17 protein-coding genes and 2 pseudogenes are annotated in these 19,787 nt (G+C 60.8%); 16 read left to right on the forward strand and 3 right to left on the reverse strand.

Translation table 11 applies throughout. The features are described from left to right. Nucleotides 1-147: 147 nt before the first annotated feature. The 3 genes and pseudogenes from AC07WT_RS07030 (at nt 148) to AC07WT_RS07040 (ending at nt 1,625) form a co-directional block, all read left to right on the forward strand. Nucleotides 148-474: a phage integrase N-terminal SAM-like domain-containing protein gene (locus tag AC07WT_RS07030; protein ID WP_494946526.1), complete on the forward strand. Its 327-nt coding sequence runs from the start codon at nt 148-150 to the stop codon at nt 472-474. 156 nt (nt 475-630) lie between these two features. Further along, nucleotides 631-1,219 (forward strand): annotated as a pseudogene (locus AC07WT_RS07035) (recombinase family protein). 1 nt (nt 1,220) lies between these two features. Beyond that, a complete protein-coding gene (locus tag AC07WT_RS07040) occupies nt 1,221-1,625 on the forward strand; it encodes a hypothetical protein (protein ID WP_494946527.1) in 405 nt (134 codons plus the stop codon). A 376-nt stretch (nt 1,626-2,001) separates the two neighbouring features. On the opposite strand, the gene AC07WT_RS07045 is transcribed toward AC07WT_RS07040, so the two are convergent. Then, on the reverse strand, nt 2,002-2,289 hold the full coding sequence (locus AC07WT_RS07045) for a hypothetical protein (protein WP_494946528.1): 288 nt from the start codon (nt 2,287-2,289) through the stop codon (nt 2,002-2,004). Nucleotides 2,290-2,878: 589 nt separating this feature from the next. Between AC07WT_RS07045 and AC07WT_RS07050 the strand changes: the two genes are divergently transcribed. Next, the gene (locus AC07WT_RS07050) at nt 2,879-3,163 is read left to right on the forward strand and encodes a hypothetical protein (protein WP_494946529.1); all 285 of its coding nucleotides are present in this window, start codon (nt 2,879-2,881) and stop codon (nt 3,161-3,163) included. 368 nt (nt 3,164-3,531) lie between these two features. Here AC07WT_RS07050 and AC07WT_RS07055 read toward each other — a convergent pair. Continuing rightward, nucleotides 3,532-4,005 (reverse strand): annotated as a pseudogene (locus AC07WT_RS07055) (polyphosphate kinase 2 family protein); the annotation flags it as partial. A 145-nt stretch (nt 4,006-4,150) separates the two neighbouring features. After that, nucleotides 4,151-4,426, reverse strand: a complete 276-nt coding sequence (locus tag AC07WT_RS07060) for a DUF5676 family membrane protein (RefSeq protein WP_494946530.1) — start codon at nt 4,424-4,426, stop codon at nt 4,151-4,153. Nucleotides 4,427-4,837: 411 nt separating this feature from the next. Here AC07WT_RS07060 and AC07WT_RS07065 point away from each other — a divergent pair, with 411 nt between their 5' ends. The 12 genes from AC07WT_RS07065 (at nt 4,838) to AC07WT_RS07120 (ending at nt 19,717) form a co-directional block, all read left to right on the forward strand. Then, on the forward strand, nt 4,838-5,467 hold the full coding sequence (locus AC07WT_RS07065; RefSeq protein ID WP_494946531.1) for a LemA family protein: 630 nt from the start codon (nt 4,838-4,840) through the stop codon (nt 5,465-5,467). Further along, a complete protein-coding gene (locus AC07WT_RS07070) occupies nt 5,464-6,312 on the forward strand; it encodes a TPM domain-containing protein (RefSeq protein ID WP_494946532.1) in 849 nt (282 codons plus the stop codon). Before AC07WT_RS07065 ends, AC07WT_RS07070 begins: the two co-directional genes overlap by 4 nt. 1 nt (nt 6,313) lies before the next feature. Continuing rightward, on the forward strand, nt 6,314-6,811 hold the full coding sequence (locus tag AC07WT_RS07075) for a TPM domain-containing protein (RefSeq protein WP_494948388.1): 498 nt from the start codon (nt 6,314-6,316) through the stop codon (nt 6,809-6,811). A 66-nt stretch (nt 6,812-6,877) separates the two neighbouring features. Then, on the forward strand, nt 6,878-7,348 hold the full coding sequence (locus AC07WT_RS07080) for a hypothetical protein (RefSeq protein WP_494946533.1): 471 nt from the start codon (nt 6,878-6,880) through the stop codon (nt 7,346-7,348). Nucleotides 7,349-7,532: 184 nt separating this feature from the next. After that, nucleotides 7,533-7,802, forward strand: coding sequence for a DUF2933 domain-containing protein (locus AC07WT_RS07085; RefSeq protein ID WP_494946534.1), 270 nt, complete (start codon nt 7,533-7,535; stop codon nt 7,800-7,802). A 26-nt stretch (nt 7,803-7,828) separates the two neighbouring features. Continuing rightward, nucleotides 7,829-8,503, forward strand: coding sequence for a methyltransferase family protein (locus AC07WT_RS07090; RefSeq protein WP_494946535.1), 675 nt, complete (start codon nt 7,829-7,831; stop codon nt 8,501-8,503). Nucleotides 8,504-8,515: 12 nt separating this feature from the next. Then, nucleotides 8,516-10,408, forward strand: a complete 1,893-nt coding sequence (gene ftsH / locus AC07WT_RS07095) for an ATP-dependent zinc metalloprotease FtsH (protein ID WP_494946536.1) — start codon at nt 8,516-8,518, stop codon at nt 10,406-10,408. Between the two features lie 243 nt (nt 10,409-10,651). Further along, complete coding sequence (locus AC07WT_RS07100) at nt 10,652-13,057, forward strand: heavy metal translocating P-type ATPase (RefSeq protein ID WP_494946537.1); 2,406 nt, start codon at nt 10,652-10,654, stop codon at nt 13,055-13,057. Between the two features lie 108 nt (nt 13,058-13,165). Further along, nucleotides 13,166-14,350, forward strand: coding sequence for a methionine adenosyltransferase (locus AC07WT_RS07105; protein ID WP_494946538.1), 1,185 nt, complete (start codon nt 13,166-13,168; stop codon nt 14,348-14,350). Between the two features lie 1,074 nt (nt 14,351-15,424). After that, nucleotides 15,425-17,281 carry a TonB-dependent receptor plug domain-containing protein gene (locus tag AC07WT_RS07110; RefSeq protein WP_494946539.1) on the forward strand — a complete coding sequence of 619 codons (1,857 nt, stop codon included), beginning with the start codon at nt 15,425-15,427 and terminating at the stop codon, nt 17,279-17,281. Between the two features lies 1 nt (nt 17,282). Further along, nucleotides 17,283-17,813, forward strand: coding sequence for a YfiR family protein (locus tag AC07WT_RS07115; protein WP_494946540.1), 531 nt, complete (start codon nt 17,283-17,285; stop codon nt 17,811-17,813). A gap of 38 nt (nt 17,814-17,851) precedes the next feature. Beyond that, entirely contained in the window at nt 17,852-19,717 is a 1,866-nt protein-coding gene (locus AC07WT_RS07120; RefSeq protein ID WP_494948389.1) for a putative bifunctional diguanylate cyclase/phosphodiesterase, read from the forward strand. Nucleotides 19,718-19,787: the final 70 nt, after the last annotated feature.

Below are 19,787 nucleotides of genomic sequence, written 5' to 3' on the forward strand. Positions count from 1 at the left end.
TTCCGTCCTCCCTCGCCACTTTCATTGAGTCATGCAAACCGACATCAGCCAGTGAGGGCCTCTCGTAATGGCTCACCGTTCTACGCCTTTTCCAATTTCAAAATGCAACTGTGACCCAGATTCTGCCCCCAGGTATGCAGGAGCGCGATGAAGCCGATCGTGGCGCCGAGGTGCCGCGTGCGCAACCTCGCCGCCAACACGCAGCGCGCCTATCTCCAGCAGGTACATGCCTTTGCCGAGCACTTCGGGCGCTCCCCGGACCTGCTTGGTCCGGAGGACGTGCACGCCTGGCAGGTGCACCTGATTGAAGTCCAGCGACGCTCATCGAGCACGCTGGTGGTCCTTTCTTGTGATGTCTCATATGGGGCCGGTGACGCGACATTGACCCGGAGCAGCCCCAAGTCTTGCGCGGCGGTAGTTGCTTTCGTCGCAACGCCGCGCGTCTCTTCACATCCCGCCGTGCTGAAACTCTGAACGATATTCGGCTACGCACTCTGTACGAAACCGAACGCATTCGTACGCACCGGGTATGTCCGTACGAAAGTTAGCGTTGACTGGTTACGTACCGAGCATATGATCCGTACTCAGATTTCGTACACGTCCATCGCTCGTTCAGGAGGCCCTCGCGCCATGTCCAGAGTGTTCGCCTATTGCCGGGTCTGTACGGCAGACCAGAACACCGAAAATCAAGTCTTGGAGATCCAAACGGCCGGGTTCAACGTCGACAAGCGCCGCGTCATCACAGAGAACATTTCGGGTAGCGTGGCCGCCAGCGAGCGTCTGGCATTTGCGAAGCTGCTCGACCGTTTGGAGGATGGCGACGTGCTCCTCTGCACGAAGCTCGACCGGTTTGGGACGTAATGCGCTCGACGTGCGTCAGACCATCGAGCGGCTCGCCGCGATGGGCGTGCGGGTGCATTGCTTAGCACTAGGCGGCGTTGACCTGACCTCAGCAGCGGGAAAAATGACAATGCAGGTGATATGCGCGGTCGCAGAATTTGAGCGTGACCTTCTGATCGAGCGCACCCAGGCCGGTCTCGCCCGCGCGCGGTCCCAAGGGAAGAAGTTGGGCCGACGCCCTGCGCTGACGCCGACCGAGCAGGCCGAAGCGCTCAAGCGGCTGGGTGAGGGTGTCACCATCGCGCAGCTCGCGCGCGACTATAAAACTACGCGGCAGAGTATCCTCCGTGCCCGCCAGCGTGCGGCAATGGAAACGTGACATGAGGCGCGAGCCGCTTAGCAATGCAGATGTGGTCGATCACATCATCCGCGATTTCACCACCGACGTTCTCGGGTTGTTCGGGCGCGAGGATTTTCTGACGCAGCTTGATTTCCGCTGCCACGCCATGAATGGTCTTTTCCTCGGCACGTCGCCCTCGGGCACGTATCAACTTGGCCCATGGAATACGCCAGAGCAGCTGGGCGAATACCTGCTCAAGGCATTGCGCATTGAAGGCGAGACGCGCCTCGCGGTGCGCGATGGCTTCATGATTTACACGGCATCGTTGCTGAGCGTCGCCGATCAGGATGCCGAGTTCGACCCTGCCATCATCGAACCGCTGGTCAGCAATTTGAGAAATGCTTTGCTCGGCTTGGAGGGTGTGGTGCCGTTCCGCGCTATGTAAATTCTGACTCGCTCGATCCTTGCCGCAGGGTCTCCACAAAATTGTGGACACCCCATTCGCCCGCCACACGGCGCAGACCCGCATTTTCCCCAAGCTCGGGGCCTCAGGGAGTGGCCCTTTCTCATTGACAACAAATGATGATAAACGTCAGTTTAATGACAACAAATGAATCTAGAAGCCGACTAACGCGACATCGCTGGTTTTTCAAGGGTTTTCGGGCAGGAGGGCGTCAACAAAACGTCTTCGCTGGGGTCGCTGCACCCGTCGCGGATGACCGGAACTTTCATGGGGCGATCGGTATGCATCCCGACGACAGCTGTCGGTGTTTCCCGCTCACCGCCGGTTGTGGCTTAAAAGTCGCGGATCACTGCGGTGCTCAGAACGGCATGCCCGCCAAGTCGTCGTCCATCGCATTCGTCGCGCCGGCGCTCGTGCCGTGAAGCAGTGCCGCGTCCTTAGATGCTATGTGGGAGGGCAGCGACAGAAAGCCCGACTGGAGTAAAACGGGACAGTTTTCAGCCACCATGTGATCGGGCTTCGTCGGTCCGAAGATCAGGCATAGCATCGTGCCGGCCTGCGCCAACAATGTCGCCCTTGGTTGCCATATCGAGGAGCAAGCGCCGTCGAATGTTGCCGCGATGCAGTCATCGCCCGACGAGGCCATCGGCCCGAAAAATCGGAGTTCGATTCTTGAAATCGGTTCGAATGGAGATCGACGTGGTCTTTGAAGATGTGGTTGAGTTGGTGGCCGAGCCATCAGAACCGCGATGAGGCTCAGGCGTCGCTCCGCCAGCGAGACGTTGGGGACTGGCTTCTTCTGCGCCGCCTGTCGAAGCCATTGACCACAGCCGATGACCGCATTCCGGGAAATACAATGCAGAGGCTGGCATGTGGCTTTGGGGCTGAGCGCGCGCTCGGGCGCGAGATGAACGAAGGCGTTGCCCTTATCCGATGCGCGCAGGTGTTGTTCGGCTAGTTGTCAGGACTCAAGCCAGAAGTTGGTCTATCCGGACAAAAACGCGTGAAGCGCGTGACACGTACGACGCCACCGAGCGAGATTCCTGCGATGGCCAACGAAAACATGGTGCGAAACGAACACGGATTGCCGCTGCGACCGAGCTATTACGATCCCGTGCCGACGAAGCAGGATGGTCAACCATGACGCGCGGGGGGCGCCCGATACGCATGCTACGAATCGGTGCGCTGGCAAGCATGCTGCTTGCCTTCGACGGTCACGCGCAATCGACCCATACATGGCCCCCCCTTCGGCTTCACTGGTAGCGAAGGTCGAGTCCGAACTCACGATGCCATCGGGCACGACGTTGAACAGCTACACGCGCTATTACTATGGCGAATTGCAACATGGCCACCGGCTTCTGATGGGTGTATTCGTACGCGACGGGAAGCTGCCTGCCGTACGCGTCACGCCGGCGGAAAAGGCTCCCAAGCTATTTGAGGGAGGATGTGACGTCGTCAACCTGAAGTACGACGTAGACGCGGACAAAGTACCGGCGATCTTCTGCAATGGTGATGTGTAGCCCGATAGTGACCGCATCGGTATTGTTCCGCAAGGTCGTGTCATGGTGGCGGCGTCTCACACGCGTCGCGTGGCAGTGCTGCGTATTGAGCGGCGCGGATTGACCCCGCTCTGCTGTTCGTTGGCTGGCAGCTTCCAAAGGGCGGCGTTCAACGTACGTATGCGGTGCCCGGCAGCTCGTCGGAGCCGTCATTCACAGAAATGCAGGCTGGGTTGCGGCGAATGCCCTGAGTCGACCCGTTTGAGCCGCTCACCAAAGATCGGTGACCGTCCGCTTGCCAGGCGCATGAGACTGTCAATGATCAGCGGTGGAACTGCCGCTTGCTCAATCAGTTGCGACCGAAATAGCCCTGTCAACGCACGTTGGCATTACTTCGCCAGCAGCCCTTCGGCAATGCGTGCAGGTTCGATCTCGAAGACGACGGCAGGATCGGGCTGTGCCAGCTTCTCGTCCTTGTCGCAGTAGTCGAGCCGGGACAGCATGTCCCTAATCAGATTCAACCGCGCGAGCTTCTTGTCGTCCGCGTGGACGATGCGCCACGGCGCTACGGCGGTGTGGGTCCGCAAGAACATCGTGTCACGAGCCTTCGAGTAGTCCTTCCAGTGCTTTACCGCGGCCTCGTCGATCGGACTGACTTTCCACTGCTTGAGCGGGTCGCGTTTGCGCGCTTTCAGGCGCTTCGACTGTTCGCTCCTAGTGATGTCGAGGTAGTACTTCAGCAACCTGATCCCGGAGTCGACAAGCAAGGCTTCGAACCGTGGCACCGCCTGCATGAAAGCCTCATGCTCTTCCGGCGTGCAAAAACCCATGACCGGCTCGACGCCTGCACGGTTGTACCAGCTGCTTCTCCGCTTAGCTCACAACCAACCTTCATGACGTCGCCGATGGATTCATCGGCACACGACCGCGTTCAGATGAACGGGAAACAGGTCATGCCCTTGGGGCGCACATCGCTCACTTCTGGCTCGTCTCGTGGGCGGCCCTTGTTCACTGCTCCGGGTAAATGAGGTGATGAACCCATGCAAACAATGTCCCTACCGCGAAGCCCCACACGACAAAGACAACGAACGGATACACGAACATCCGGAGCGTAAACGGCTCACCGGTGTCGAGTTTGTGAAAATCGAGGCCATGAAACATTGCGTTCAGAAAGTCGATGCCAAGGCTTGGCCATGCAGCATAGAGGGCCGCGCAAACCGTGTAGCCAACCGCCAGCGTCAACGCGAGAACGACACCGGTTTTCCAGTATGGTTTCATGCTCATGATTTCCACCCACTGCGATGGCAGGGCCTATCCGTGTACCTGCGCAAACCGCCACATATACGCCAACTAGCTTAGTTACACACGGGGCTGGCGGATTGATCCAGGTCGAGCGCCCGATCGCATTGCCGGCCTGGCCGAGCAACGTGTGTCAACCGCTTGATGCCGGCCGCAACCCAATCTGTGCCAGCCGCTCAACCTGGGTGCCTTGACGGCATCTATGCGACGTCGGAACACGGATTTCGTTGAGCTACGTCAATTCGCGCAGATGAATGCACTCGCACGATAGGTGGTGCAGGCGTCGAAAGATGCGATTTCGCTCGACGGCGCAGCGGGCCTCAGGCGCTTGACCGGTTGAACGTGGCGACCAAGCGGCTTCTTGCTAACGCCCCGACAAAATACTGGAGATCCAGAATGCGAAAAATATGGCTGGTCGTGGCGGCGCTCCTGACACTAGGCCTCGCAGGCTGCGGCTACAACACCGTGCAAACTCAGGACGAACAGATCAAGGCGAGTTGGTCCGAGGTCGTCAACCAATATCAGCGTCGTGCTGACCTTGTGCCGAACCTGGTCAACACCGTCAAGGGATACGCCAGACAGGAGCGGGACGTGCTCACGCAGGTTACCGAAGCCCGCGCTCGCGTCGGCTCAATTCAGGCATCCCCGGAACTACTCAATAATCCAGACGAATTCGCGAAGTTCCAGGCGGCCCAGGGACAACTGACTTCGTCGCTCTCCCGGCTGCTGGTCGTCTCGGAGAACTATCCGCAACTGAAGTCCGATGCCAACTTTCGTGACCTGCAGGCACAACTGGAAGGGACGGAGAACAGGATCACCGTTGCCCGCGACCGCTATATAAAGGCGGTTCAGGACTACAACGTTACCATCCGGTCGTTTCCGTCCAACCTGACGGCGATGGCCTTCGGCTACAAGGAGAAACCCAATTTTTCCGTGACCAACGAGGCGGAAATCGCCAAACCCCCGCGCGTCGATTTCGGCGCTACACCCGGGAAAGCCCAGCCGGCGGCGGGAGCCACCAATTGAATGCGCTTAAAGTTCTTCTGGCGCTGGTCATCGGCGTTGCGCTGTGCGGCTCCTCGGGTGCCATGGCGCAGGTCGCCGTGCCGCCTCTGACGGCTCGCGTCACGGACCAGACCGGCACGCTCACAAGTGACCAGGTGAGTGAGCTCGAACAGACGCTGCAGGCTTTCGAGAGCAGAAAGGGCACCCAGATCGCCGTTCTGATCGTTCCCACCACGGAGCCGGAGACCATCGAGCAGTACTCGCTGCGTGTGGTTGATCAATGGAAGCTGGGACGCAAGAAGGTGGACGATGGGGCGTTGCTCATCGTCGCGAAAAATGACCGCACGCTGCGCATCGAGGTCGGTTACGGCCTGGAGGGCGCGCTCAACGACGCGATCAGCAACCGGATCATCAACGAGATCATTGTGCCGCGATTCCGGGAAGGCGACTTCTCCGGTGGCATTACGGCAGGAATCGATCAGTTGATCCGGGTGGCCGACGGGGAGTCGTTGCCGCCCCCGCAGTCGCGTAAAGGGGAAGGCCCCCCCAACGTCTGGCGATTTGCGCCCGTCATTTTCATGCTGGCGATCGTGTTTGGCAGCGCCCTGCGATCGATGCTCGGCCGATTGCCCGGAGCCGCCGTGGCCGGCGGTGTCGTGGCCGTGATTGGCTGGTTGTTGGCGGCTGGCCTCGCAGCAACGATCGTGGCAGGCGCGATCGCCTTCCTGTTCACGCTGACCAGCGGGGGCATAGGGAGCTATGTTGGAACCTACGGCCTCGGGCGCCGTGGCGGCGGATCTGGACGCGGCGGATTCGGCGGTGGCGGCGGCGGCTTTGGTGGCGGTGGCGCGTCAGGCAGGTGGTGAGATGAACATCAAGCGAATCGTCAGACACCTCTTTACCACCCATGGAAAGGTCAATACGGCGTTTCCACGTGACACCCTGATCGCGATCGAAAAGGCAATCAAGGCTTGCGATGCCGAACACGTCGGCGAGGTCTGCTTCGCAATCGAAGGCGCACTCCACAGCACGGCGCTATTCAACGGGCAATCGGCGCGAGACCGAGCTGTCGAAGTGTTCTCGCAATTGCGGGTCTGGGATACCGAGTACAACAACGGTGTGCTGATTTACGTACTGCTGGCTGATCGCGGCGTCGAGATCGTGGCCGATCGCGGCGTGCACGCGAAGGTCGGTTCGCAGGAGTGGCAGGCGATTTGCCACACGATGGAAGAGGCTTTTCGGAAGGGCGCGTACCGCGACGGGGCGATCAGCGGGATCCAGGCGACCGCGCAGCTCCTCAAGCGCCACTTTCCAGCGCATCGGAACTCAGCAAACGAATTGCCGGACACCCCAGCAATACTCTGATCCAGGCCGCTCGGCTCGCGGAGGACCGTGATCGACCGCATGGGCAGCTCATCAGGAGTTAGGCCGATGTCAGCCGTCGCGGCCCGGAAACACCCCAAAATACGTCGGCCTCTGAACGCCTGGCTTCTTGCTGCAGTCGGCGCGGCGATGATTCTGATCGGCCTCTATTTTATATTCGTTCGACCGCCTCTGCTGCCGGAAGACCTGCACTACATGGCGGTGTCCAGCGAACAACTACGGACCGCAGCACCCCGGCTCACGCTCTGGCTTGGATGGGTTTTCGCTGTCCTGGGCGGCTACGTCGGCGGCACCGGGGTGCTGCTCGTGCATCTGGCGCTGGGCGCATTCGCAGAGCGTAAGCCGTACGCTGTCCTAGTGGCTGCGCTGGCCGGCATCCTGACTACCGCACTGATGTCGGTCGTGAATGTGCTGATCGGGTCACATTTCCGGTTCGCCCTATTGGCGCTCACGGCTGTGTGGGCCGTAGCGCTCGTCTGTTCTGGCCTCAACACATTGCGATGCCATTCGACCCACTGAGTGCGCATTGCCGATGCAGAATGCGCGTGTCTGCGCAGCGAGCTTTGCGGCCTGGCAGCGCGGTCGCTCCTTCCGCTGGATGCAGTCCGCGCACCCTAACGATTGATCTGAATCAAGAGCGTCTTTTCGCCCGGGCATAGCCTGTGTTCACTATATTCGGTGCCCTGCGACTGCGGAGGTCGAGATGGAACACGAGAATCGCGATCGCAAACCGGGCGGCTTCTCTGTCTCGCGTGCCAACCTTGTGCTGATTGGGTTTCTGGCCATCGGCGGATTCTATCTGGTGACGGAGCACCGGGCGCACCTGTACGGTTGGTGGCCCTTCCTCTTTATCCTCGCGTACCCGCTGATGCATCTCTTCATGCACCACGGTCACGGCGGACATGATGACAGCGAATACTCCAGCGACAGAGCCGCGGATCGTCCCGAGAACACGCCCCCTCACCAGCACTGATCGCCGGCATTCGCCTGGAGCCTGCCATGCATGACAATCCCCCCGCTTACGGTTTGTGGTTGCTGGCCGTCGTCAACTCGGCCATCTTCATCCTCTTTGCGTTCACCTTCTTCAAGCCGAAGACGAAACGGGACTGGCGCTCGTTCAGCGCGTTCAGCGCCTTCCTCATCGCGCTGTTCACGGAAATGTACGGGTTTCCGCTGACGATCTATCTGCTCTCGGGCTGGCTGCAGAGTCACTACCCACAGGTGAACTGGTTTTCGCACGACGCCGGGCACCTGCTGGAAATGATGTTCGGCTGGAAAACGAACCCGCACTTCGGTCCATTTCATCTGCTGAGCTTCGCCTTCATCGGCGGCGGTTTCTGGCTTATTTCGGCAGGCTGGCAGGTCCTTTACGCCGCACAGCGTCGCCACACGCTCGCGACGACCGGCGTCTATGCGCACATACGACATCCGCAATATGACGGCTTCGTGCTGGTCATGTTCGGCTTTCTGCTGCAATGGCCGACCTTGCTGACCCTGGTGATGTTCCCCGTTCTCGTCTTCATGTACGTGCGACTGGCGCGCGCCGAGGAACGGGAGTCGATGACCGGGTTCGGGCCGGCGTATCACCAATACATGGACGACGTGCCGGCATTCATTCCGCGGCTCGGCGCTCGCCACGGCGGCTCGACGCACGGCCCGGCCGGACCAGACTGATAGAGGCGCGTCATGGAAATGAAGCGGGAGCATCAGATCAACGTCCTCTATATCGTCGCCGCGTTTCTGGCGGTGATGATGATCCAGAGCTTCTTCGTCAAACCCGATCACATCAAGACGATCCCGTATAGCGAATTTCAGCAGCTGGTGAGCCAGGGCAAGGTGACGGACCTCGTCATTGGGCCAACTCAGATTACCGGCACCTACAAGGACGTGACGGCCAGGGACGTCGAGGCCGGCAAGCCGCAGCATTTTTCGACGCTTCGGGTCGAGCCGGGGCTTGCGCAGGAGCTCGCCAGGGCCAATCTGGTGTTTTCCGGTGAACCCTCGCCCGGCCTGCTTCCGACAATCCTGGGCTGGCTGATGCCGGCCATCGGGTTTGCCCTGGTCTGGATGTTTCTCATCCGTCCGATGGCCATGGGGGGCGGAGCGGGCGGCATGATGGCGATCGGCAAGAGCAAGGCGAAGATCTACGTCGAGAAGGACACCAAGGTCACGTTTGCCGATGTCGCGGGCGTCGACGAAGCCAAGGATGAACTGAAGGAGGTGGTGTCCTTCCTGAAAGATCCACGAAGTTACGGCAGGCTCGGCGCACACGTGCCGAAGGGAGTCCTGCTGGTCGGGCCGCCCGGTACCGGCAAGACGTTGTTGGCCCGGGCCGTCGCCGGTGAGGCGGGCGTGGCGTTTTTTTCGATCTCGGGCTCGGAGTTTGTCGAGATGTTCGTTGGTGTTGGCGCGGCGCGCGTGCGCGATCTTTTTGAGCAGGCGCGCCAGCATGCGCCAGCCATCGTGTTCATTGACGAACTCGACGCACTCGGCCGCGCGCGTGGCAGTGCTCTGCCCGGTGGCGGCGGTCACGATGAAAAGGAACAAACCCTGAACCAGCTGCTGAGCGAGCTGGACGGCTTTGATACGTCGATCGGCGTGGTGCTGCTCGCCGCGACCAACCGGCCAGAGATTCTCGACCCCGCGTTGCTGCGGGCGGGACGCTTCGATCGGCAGGTTCTGGTCGACCGGCCGGACAAAAAAGGGCGCTGTGAAATCCTCGCCGTCCATCTGAGGAAGATCAGGCTGGCCTCGGGCGTCCCTGTCGAAGACATCGCCGCGCTCACTCCGGGATTTTCCGGCGCGGATCTGGCCAACCTCGTCAACGAGGCGGCCCTGCTCGCGACGCGTCGCAACGCAGCGGACGTCACCCTGGACGACTTCACGCAGGCAATTGAGCGGATCGTGGCCGGGCTCGAGAAGCGCAACCGTCTGCTCAATCCGCATGAGCGGGAGGTCGTGGCCCACCACGAGATGGGGCACGCGCTGGTAGCGATGGCGCTGCCCGGCGTCGACCCCGTGCAGAAGATCTCGATTATTCCCCGCGGCATCGCAGCGCTTGGCTACACGATTCAACGCCCCATCGAGGACCGCTTCCTGATGGACCGCGCCGAGCTGATGAACCGGATGGCGGTGCTGCTTGGCGGGCGCGCGGCCGAAAGCCTTGTCTTCGAAGAAGTGTCCACAGGTGCGGCCGACGATCTCGCCAGGGCCAGCGACATCGCCCGCAGCATGGTCGTGCGCTATGGCATGGACCCGAAGCTCGGCCAGGTCGCCTATGAACCGGAAAGCGTCTCTGCGCTGGGTATGCCAGCCGGCACGGACTGGCGCCCCCGGCAATACGGCGAGCAGACGGCGACTGCCATCGACACCGCCGTGCGTGAGCTGATTGACGCGGCGTTCCAGAAGGCGTCATCCATTCTGACGGCAAACCGCGCGCTGCTCAACGAGGCTGCAGGCGATCTGCTCGCCAAGGAAACGATGTCTGGCGACGACCTACACGCACTCGCGAGGCGGCTTACGGGCGAACACACGGCCGTTCGCGACGGGGCGACTGCGACCGTCGAGGTAAGCATATGAACCTCCCGGCGGAGACTCGAATGCGTCACAGAGATCGTCGGTCGTCTCCGTGCCTGAGCATTGGCGTGACGCGTTGATGTTCACTTGAATTGCAGACTCGCCAACGCACTACGCCTGCGCGTCGTAAATTCCCACAATATGACTACAGGCTGGTGGAATTTAAGAAGTACACGCTACACCTCGGCACGAGATCCGGCTGAGGCGCCAGTCGGGCACGCGCACTGATCCTCGAGTGGAGTTTCCATGCAAGACGAACATATTGCCCATCACCACCACCCAGAGGCGCGTGTCGGAGGCGCTTTGACAGCAGCAAGGGCGGATGTCACAGACCCCGTTTGCGGAATGCGCGTCAGTTCAGCTAGCGCCCGCTCCACCGACTTTCAGGGGACAACCTACTATTTTTGCAGTGCAAAGTGCGCCGATTCTTTTCGGGCGGAGCCGACGAAATATATTCACGTATCGGACCGCCCCGAGCCGGTGTCCGAGGCAAAACCTAGTGTCGTTTATACCTGCCCGATGCACCCGCAGGTGCGTCAACCGGCTCCGGGTAACTGCCCTATCTGCGGGATGACGCTCGAGCCCGTCATGCCGGCGGCGACCGAGGAACGCAATCCCGAACTGGAATCGATGACACGCCGGTTCTGGGTTGCGCTGGTGCTGTCGATACCGCTCCTGTCAATCACGATGGGCGCTGCGCTGCCGTCGCTCGATCTCGGCGCACTTCTCAATCGCCTTGGTGACAACCTGGGCTGGCCCCACCTGATGTCGGCGACCTGGGCGCAGTGTGCACAGGCACTGCTCGCGACGCCGGTCGTGCTATGGGCGGGATGGCCGTTTCTGGAACGCGGCTGGCGCTCGTTCGTGACATGGCAACTCAACATGTTCAGCCTGATCGGGCTGGGTGTGGCAGTCGCCTATGCTTTCAGCATCTTCGCCTTATTCTTCCCTGCGCAATTGCCGCAGGCTTTCCGGCAAGGTAACGAGCTTCCGCTCTACTTTGAAGCGGCGTCAGTGATCGTGACGCTCATTCTGCTCGGTCAGGTTCTCGAGCTGCGCGCCCGGTCACGCACGTCGAGTGCGATCCGGGATCTGCTCAGTCTTGCGCCGAACACGGCGTTTCGGGTCAACGCGGACGGCACCGAGGAGGAAGTGGGACTCGATGCCGTGGCAGTCGGCGATCTGCTGCGCGTGAAGCCCGGCTCGAAGGTGCCGGTTGATGGCGTGGTCATCGAAGGTCAATCGAGCATCGACGAGTCGATGATTACCGGTGAGTCGATACCCGCCGAGAAGGGGGCCGGTAGCAAGGTGACCGGTGCCACCGTGAACCAGACCGGTTCGTTCTTGATGCGCGCGGAAAGGGTCGGCTCCGAGACGCTGCTCGCGAGGATCGTCCAGATGGTGGCCGACGCGAGCCGCTCGCGCGCCCCGATCCAGAAGCTGGCCGATAAGGTGTCGGGGTGGTTCGTGCTCGCCGTACTGGGGATCGCTGCGTTGTCATTTGCGGTGTGGGCACTGGTTGGGCCGGCGCCCGCGCTTGCGCATGCGCTGGTGGTCGCGATCAGCGTGCTGATTATCGCGTGTCCCTGTGCACTCGGACTGGCGACACCCGTTTCGATCATCGTCGGTGTCGGCCGGGGCGCGAAAGAGGGCGTGCTGATCAAGGATGCAGAGGCGCTCGAACTGATGGAAAGGGTCGACACGTTAGTGGTCGACAAGACCGGCACGTTGACCGAGGGCAAACCGCAAGTACAGGCCGTCGAAGTGCTCGCCGGCATGTCGGACGTCGACGTGTTGTCATACTCGGCAAGTCTTGAAGGGCTGAGCGAACATCCGCTAGCGCAGGCCATCATCAGCCGGGCGAAGGCTACCCATGCGACGATCCGGGAGGTGCGGGATTTCGCCGCAGTGCCCGGCAAGGGAGTGACGGGCGACATTGACGGCCATGCAGTGCTGCTCGGGAATGCGCATCTGATGGAGAATAACCACGTCGGCCTTACGGTGCTGAATGAGCGAGCCGAAACTCTGCGCGAACAGGGGCAGACCGTGATGTACCTGTCCGTCGACGGCAAACTGGCTGGCTGCATCGGGGTCGCCGATTCAGTCAAAGGCACGACGCCCGAAGCGATCCGGCTGCTGCGCGAGTCCGGCGTGAAAATCATCATGCTCACCGGCGATAATCCGGTGACCGCCAACGCGGTCGCAAAGGCGCTCTCGCTCGATGGTGTCAAAGCAGGCGTATTGCCGCAGGACAAATACAAGCACGTCCAGGAGTTGCAGAACCAGGGGCGCATCGTCGCGATGGCAGGCGATGGCGTCAACGATGCACCTGCCCTTGCGCAAGCCAATGTCGGCATTGCGATGGGAACCGGGACGGATGTCGCAATGAGCAGCGCACACGTGGTGCTTGTCAAGGGCGACTTGCGCGGCATCGCGAAAGCGCGCGCATTGAGCGTTGGCACGATGAAGAACATTCGGCAAAACCTGTTTTTCGCGTTCGCCTACAACGTGATCGGCATCCCGATCGCCGCCGGCGTCCTTTATCCGTGGTTGGGGATCCTGCTCAGTCCCATTATCGCGAGTGCCGCGATGGCGTTGAGTTCCGTGTCGGTGATCGGGAATGCGCTCCGGTTGCGGGCGGTGAAAGTCTAGGCATCTTCGTGTCCAGCTTCGCTGGAATGCTCAAAGCGCCGTGCGTCTCGCAGCATCTTGTAGTCAAAGTCGAGCAACGGCGGCTTGCCGGCGCGCCCGTGGGCGATCATGTTGTCGGCGCGCTGGCGCAAAGCATCCGAGAAGAGCACGCTCGGTTCGCAGACGTCCCCGCAGGTAGACGAGCGGTTCGCAAAACGGGGGGGCGGACAATGCAGGCGCAAAAGGTTCGGCTACTGCCCCTTCCTCAGTTCGGTGCGGCAGACGCGTTGGGGGTTTGGATGGCAGCCTTGCGGCTCGGGTTTTGTATGCCACCGGTTCAGACATTCCCCCGTTCTCCATTACGATCACCTGAAAGCGACGCTGGACCTCGGCACGAGCGTGATTGGCGTGGAGCCCGTGGTGCGCGCGAGCGCACCGAGTTTACGTCGCGTGAATGGTGCGGCGGCAATGCCGCTCGCCAACGACACGTCCTTCGGTGTCGGTTACGCTCCGTTGTCGCGTCTCGAACGACAGGTGCTGTCCGTGGCGGAGATCCTGAACTCCGACAATTTGCGCTCCGCGTTTCCGGCGCTCGGGCGGGATTTCAAGGTTATGGGCAAGCGCGTTGGCGACCGCATGGACATCACGCTCGCGGTTGCCTTCATCGATCGTTGGGTAGGAAACCTTGAAGATTATTTTGCTGTGAAGGCTAGTGTCACCCAACGAGTCGACGAATGCCTGGGACAAACCTGCATGCTTCAGATCAATACGCTGGATGATCCCCATGCTCGCGACGAAGCCGGGCTCTATCTGACGGTAACGGGTCTAAGCGCCGAGCAGGGAGACGATGGCGAAGTGGGTCGTGGTAACCGTGTCAACGGCTTGATCACACCCTATCGTCCGATGTCGCTTGAGGCGGCGGCGGGTAAGAATCCAGCTTCTCATGTCGGGAAGCTGTATAACGTGCTCGCGCACCAGTTGGCGCAGCGCATTCTGAACGAGGTGGATGGCGTAACTGACGTGACGGTCCGCTTGCTGTCCACCATCGGAAGCCCGATCGACCGGCCTCAACTAGCGGCGGTAGACGTCCGAGCGCCCGGTGGACTCTCTCCAGGGCAGCATCGCGGTGTACAGGAACGCGTCGCACAGGGAGGTCACGCAGCAGAACGCGTCGCTTGTCGAAGAGGCCGCTGCTGCGACCGAATCGATGCGCGAGCAGGCCGCGACGCTGGTCCAGGCCGTCAGTGTGTTCAAGCTGAATGTGCACCGTGCAGCGACGCGCGTCGCAGGGGCGGTTACGCCGTTGAGCGCTAATCCGGGATTCGCGCTCGGCGGTGAGTAGTGCGCAATCTGCCCGCCGTGTGGGACCGGCCGGGCTCTCGGCGTCCGTCGCTATCAATGCAGTGCCTTGAACTCCTTGCTATGCCGCCGACGTCGCGTCGGTTGCACAACCTCCTGCATCGCCTCGGTCTCATCCATCGTGCACATCTGTCCATCAAAAATTTAGATGGACACGATCCTCGCCTTCGCGCCTAACGCGATCAAGATGCCTTCCCCGGGCGCTTACGATGCAGACCCGCCGAAGCGGCAACGTACGATATCCGTGCTGTTGCATCGCCTCCATCCCTTTCCATTTGGCCGCTGTGCGAGCGGGTCAGCAGTCGCTGCAGGGGTACCTGCCTGGCCCCATCTGCCTTTCCTGCTTGGCTTGGCGATACGCATCTGGAGTCGTTAGACGGTGTCTTATCCGACAAGGCCATTGGCCGCTTTGCGCAAAGTTATTAAGGATAAACCTACAACAAATCCAGATTGACCTTACGACGATTTCACTTCAGCAATCTTCGCTCGTTGACGACATACGTATAAGCAGCAAGGCTGCTTGCATATTCGCCAAAAAATTCGATATGAATCCTTTGAAGGGAACGACGTGAGCAACTTGGTGCGCACAATCAGATTCGAAACCGTAGTAACGCTTGGCGCCTGCGTAGCGCTCGTGATCGGGGTGAAGGGTAGCTTACCGACGTCAACCTAAGAAGCCCTAAGCGTAGGAAAAAAATGTCGGCGCCGGCACCGCATCGCCTACCCAAAGCGGCAGCGCATGCGTGACTAAAGACCGCTATCGCCAGGTCGATAAAAGTGCAGAAGACGCATCCCTTTACGCAAGAGCTTTGAATAAGACTTCCCGAAATGTCTGGTTTGAGTGAGCGTTCGCGCATAGTTCTGCCTTTTCTGCGAATTTCAAGCTTTGCGCTGCTTGCCGGTGTCTGCGCGCCGGGATGGTCCGCTGACGCGCCGCCGGCCACCGGCCCCCATCAGGGCACTGACAGCGGAAGGACCGCGGACACAGACCTGGCAACCTTGCCGCTTGAGGTGCTGATGCAGGAAACGGTGAGCACGGCAACCCGGCTCACGCAACCGATCTCGGATGCCCCTGCCGCTGTCTTCGTGCTCACGGCCAAAGACATCCAGGATTTCGGATGGAGAACGCTCGCCGATGCATTGGCGTCGTTGCCGGGGCTTTACGTCACCTATGATCGCGACTATGCGTATCTTGGCGCGCGTGGCTTCCAGCGGCCCGGTGACTACAATAGCCGCTTTCTGCTTCTGGTCGATGGTGTCCGGCTGAACGACGCCGTCTACGACCAGGCACCGATCGGTACCGACTTCCCGGTCGACATGGATATGGTCGAGCGGATCGAATATGTTCCGGGCCCGGGATCGGCGGTGTACGGTTCGAATGCCCTATTCGGCATCGTGAATGTGATCACCAAAACCGGGCAGTCGCTTAAGGGCGTCCAGGTGGCGGTCGCCGCAGGCAGTTTCGGCGAGAAGCATGCACGGGCGAGTTACGGCTGGCACGGCAGTAACGGCGCAGATCTGGTGCTCTCTGCGAGCGCTTATGACCGGAGTGGGCAGGACCTGTATTACCCGGAATTCGACACACCGGATCAAAACAACGGCGTCGCGCAAGGTCTGGACTACAACCGCGTCCAGAACTTTCTTGCCAAATTTGCTTACGGGGATTTCGGCCTGAGCATGGGCTACAGCAACCGCACCAAGGGCGTGCCGAATGCGCCATATGGCACGCTGTTCAATTCGCCTTATAGCACCACGGACACGCACAGCTTCATTAATGGTTCGTTCCATCATGCGGTAAATGACGGCTTGCAGCTCGCAGCGGAAGTCTACTGGGGGCGCTACGACTACCGCAGCCCGAGCCTTTATGCGCCCGGCCCGGTGGCAAATGTCGACGGCGATCACGCGCTCTGGTACGGAGGCGACGTGCACGCCACCATCACCTCTATTCCGGGGAACAAGATGGTCTTCGGAATGGACTACACACGCGATGCCCAGCGCGACCAGTACAACTATAACGTCGATCCCTACGTGGTCATTCTCGACAACAGGCACAGCAGCAATCGGGAGGGCGTCTACGCCGAAGACGAACTGCAGTTACCGGCAAATTTTTCACTTAACGCCGGGCTACGCTATGACAAGGAGACCGTCTCCGGCGGCAACATCAGCCCCCGCGTGGCGCTTGCCTACAAGGCTACCCCCAGAGACACCTTCAAGTTCGTCTATGGCCTGGCGTATCGGGCGCCTAACGCCTACGAACTCTACTACGCGGTCCCGGGCGTCGGCGGACAGCTGGCTAACCCGTCGCTCAAGGCCGAGCACATCACCACCAACGAATTCATCTACGAACGGGAAATCGGCGTCTCGGGCAGGGCAACTCTTTCGCTATTCCACTACGACATCCGCGACCTGATCTCGGAGATTCTTGACCCGTCGTCGGGCCTGTACATTTTCGAGAACCTGAGTCGTGCGAACGCGGATGGCGCCGAACTGAGCTACGAGCAGAAATTTGCCGGCGGCGCGCGGATCCGCGCCAGCTATTCATGGCAGATCGCTCGCGACAGCAACTCCGGAGCCATCCTGCAAAACTCGCCGCGGAACCTGTTCAAGCTGAACGTTGTGATGCCCGTCTACGCCAATGCCGCGCGCATTGGCGCGGAGATCCGGTGCGTTTCCAGCCGGCTCGCGGACCAGGGACACGCGGCCGGTTACTGCCTCGGCAACGTGACGGTAGGCAGCTCACGCCTGATCGAACACACGGATCTGTCGTTCTCCGTCTACAACGTGACCAACGCGCGCTACGCGGACCCGGCCGGCCCGGGCTTTACGCAGGAAGTCATCGCCCAGCAGAGCCGGGAGTTCCTCGTCAAGCTGGTGTACGGGTTCTGACATGCGCTCCGCCAGTCCCTTCCGCGCTGCCAGCATGCTAGCCTTCGTGATCTCGGAGCTGATCACCTTATCGGCGTACGCGCAGGTGGACGAGTCCGCATTGAAGGCCGCGTATATCTTCAACTTCACCGAGTTCACGACATGGCCGTCGGGAAGTCTGTCCGACGCCTCACTTGTCGTGTGCGCAAACCGGGACAGCGATCTGGGCGCCGCGCTGGCCAAACTTGACGGGCGAAACGAGGGCGGCCGGTTGTGGTCCGTCGTCCCTTTGCCCACCAGGAGCAGTCAATGCCGATGCAATGTCGTCGTACTGGAAAGCGGCGCCTCCATTCCCGGCGCGGTGAAGGAAGTTCTCGCGTCGGATCAACCGGTTCTTGTCGTTAGCGATTTCGATACCGGCGACCATACGGCCATCATCCGCCTCTTCACTGACGAAAATCATCTTCGCTTCGACATCGAAAACCAGCAGGCGCTGCACCGGCATCTGACGCTCAGTTCCAAGCTGCTCCGTCTTGCAAGGAGCGTCTTATGACCTCGCGCGAGGAACCCGCACCCAATCTGACGCGTGCGATGGGGCGAGTCAATATTGCCGGCATCGCCATCGCGTTGCTGATCTCCAGTGCCGGTTTGCTTGCCTACCAGGCACTGTCGTTGCGATCCGCGCTCACTGCCGACGCCCGCCTGCAGGCGGCAATGGTGTCGGCCAATATCACCGCGTCGCTGATGTTTCATGACGTTCAGGCCACGACCGAAATACTCCGGCCGCTTGCCAACGTGCCTTACGTCGAGAGCGTCGTGGTGTTCAATCCGAAGGGAACCCTGCATGCGCGTTATGCCAGAGCAGGCATCTCGGAGTATGAGGCCAATGAAGGGACGCTCAGCAGGGCCATGGTGCGGGATCACTTCACGCTGAGCGATGTCTTCGTTGCAACGCCGGTCATTCACGATGGCGAGACGCTGGGCACAGTCGTGCTCGTTGCCAGCACTGAAGGCATGGTTCATGAGCTTTGGCGCTATGCCGGCTTTCTGATCTCAGCTTGTGCAGGCGCGCTTTGGGTATCGTCTGTCGTCACTTCGCGCATGAAAGCGCGTGTCTTCGCGGCCGAGCGGGAACTCGAATACCTCGCGAACACGGACCCCCTGACGGGTCTGCCGAACCGCCGTGCGTTTTACGAGGCGCTGGCCGCACGGCTGCGGCCTGGGGGCAACGAGCATTTGGCGCTGATCCTGATCGACCTCGACAACTTCAAGACCGTCAACGACACGCTGGGTCATGGCGCAGGCGACGAATTGCTGCGTTCCGTGGCAGGCGCGCTGCGCGCCGCGGTTCGCTCCTCGGATGTCGTCAGCCGCATTGGCGGCGACGAATTCGCGGTGCTCGCCATCGACGATGCCGACCGTCATGGAAGCCGCCATACCGCCGAGCGCATCACGACCATGCTGGCCCGATCGTTTGAACTGCATGGTGCCGACGTTCGGGTGACAGCAAGCGTGGGATTCAGCCAGTTCCCCGACGACGCAGCGGACGTCGCTTCGCTCGTCAGCAGCGCGGACATCGCCTTGTACGCCGCGAAAAGCAGCGGGAAAAATGTCGCTGTGGAGTTCAGGCCGCAGATGACGACGGATGCGCAGCGGCGTGCCCGGCTCGAACGTGAACTGAGGCATGCCATTGAACAGGACGCGCTCGAATTGGCGTATCAGCCTCAATACGATTGCCAGACGGGGCGCCTGGTCGGCGCGGAAGCACTTGTGCGGTGGACTCATCCATCGGACGGCAACATTCCGCCGATGGAATTCGTCCCGATTGCGGAGAACAGCGAGCTCATCGTCGCCTTGGGACGATGGGTGATGCGGCGCGCCTGTCGGGATGCCGCGCGCTGGAACACAGATGCACGCAATTCGGTCAGCGTGTCGGTGAACGTATCCGCACGGCAGCTTCGAGAGCCCCGATTTCAACGTGACGTGCTCGACGCACTAAATGAGAATGCGCTGCCGGCGGATCTGCTCGAACTCGAACTCACCGAGAGCCTGCTCATGGCCAACATGGCCGTTGCGGTGAATGTGATGACGCAGTTGCGCGCTAAAGGGATACGCTTGTCTATCGACGACTTTGGCACGGGTTACTCGTCACTATCCTACCTGCAGTCGTTTCCGCTCAGTCAGCTCAAGATCGACCGAAGCTTCGTGAAGGCGCTACCGCAAGCGGGGCAGCCCATTGTGACCGCGATTATCTCGATGGCGCACAGCTTTGGCCTCACGGTCGTGGCCGAAGGCGTCGAGTACCCTGCGCAACTTGCCTGGTTACGCGATGCCGGGTGCGATATCGTCCAGGGGTTTCTGACCGGTCGTCCGATATCTTTTGCGGAAATGGCAGAGGTCGTCCGGAAGGCGGATGGATCTGCCGTCGCCGCCGCAGCCGATTGCAGGATCGAATGACTGGAGTCCGAGAGCCGCTCGATTACGTGCCATTCAGACCGTATCTCGCGACGCTCTACGCCAGAAACCG

Source organism: Paraburkholderia sp. GW821-FHT02A12, assembly GCF_059422005.1.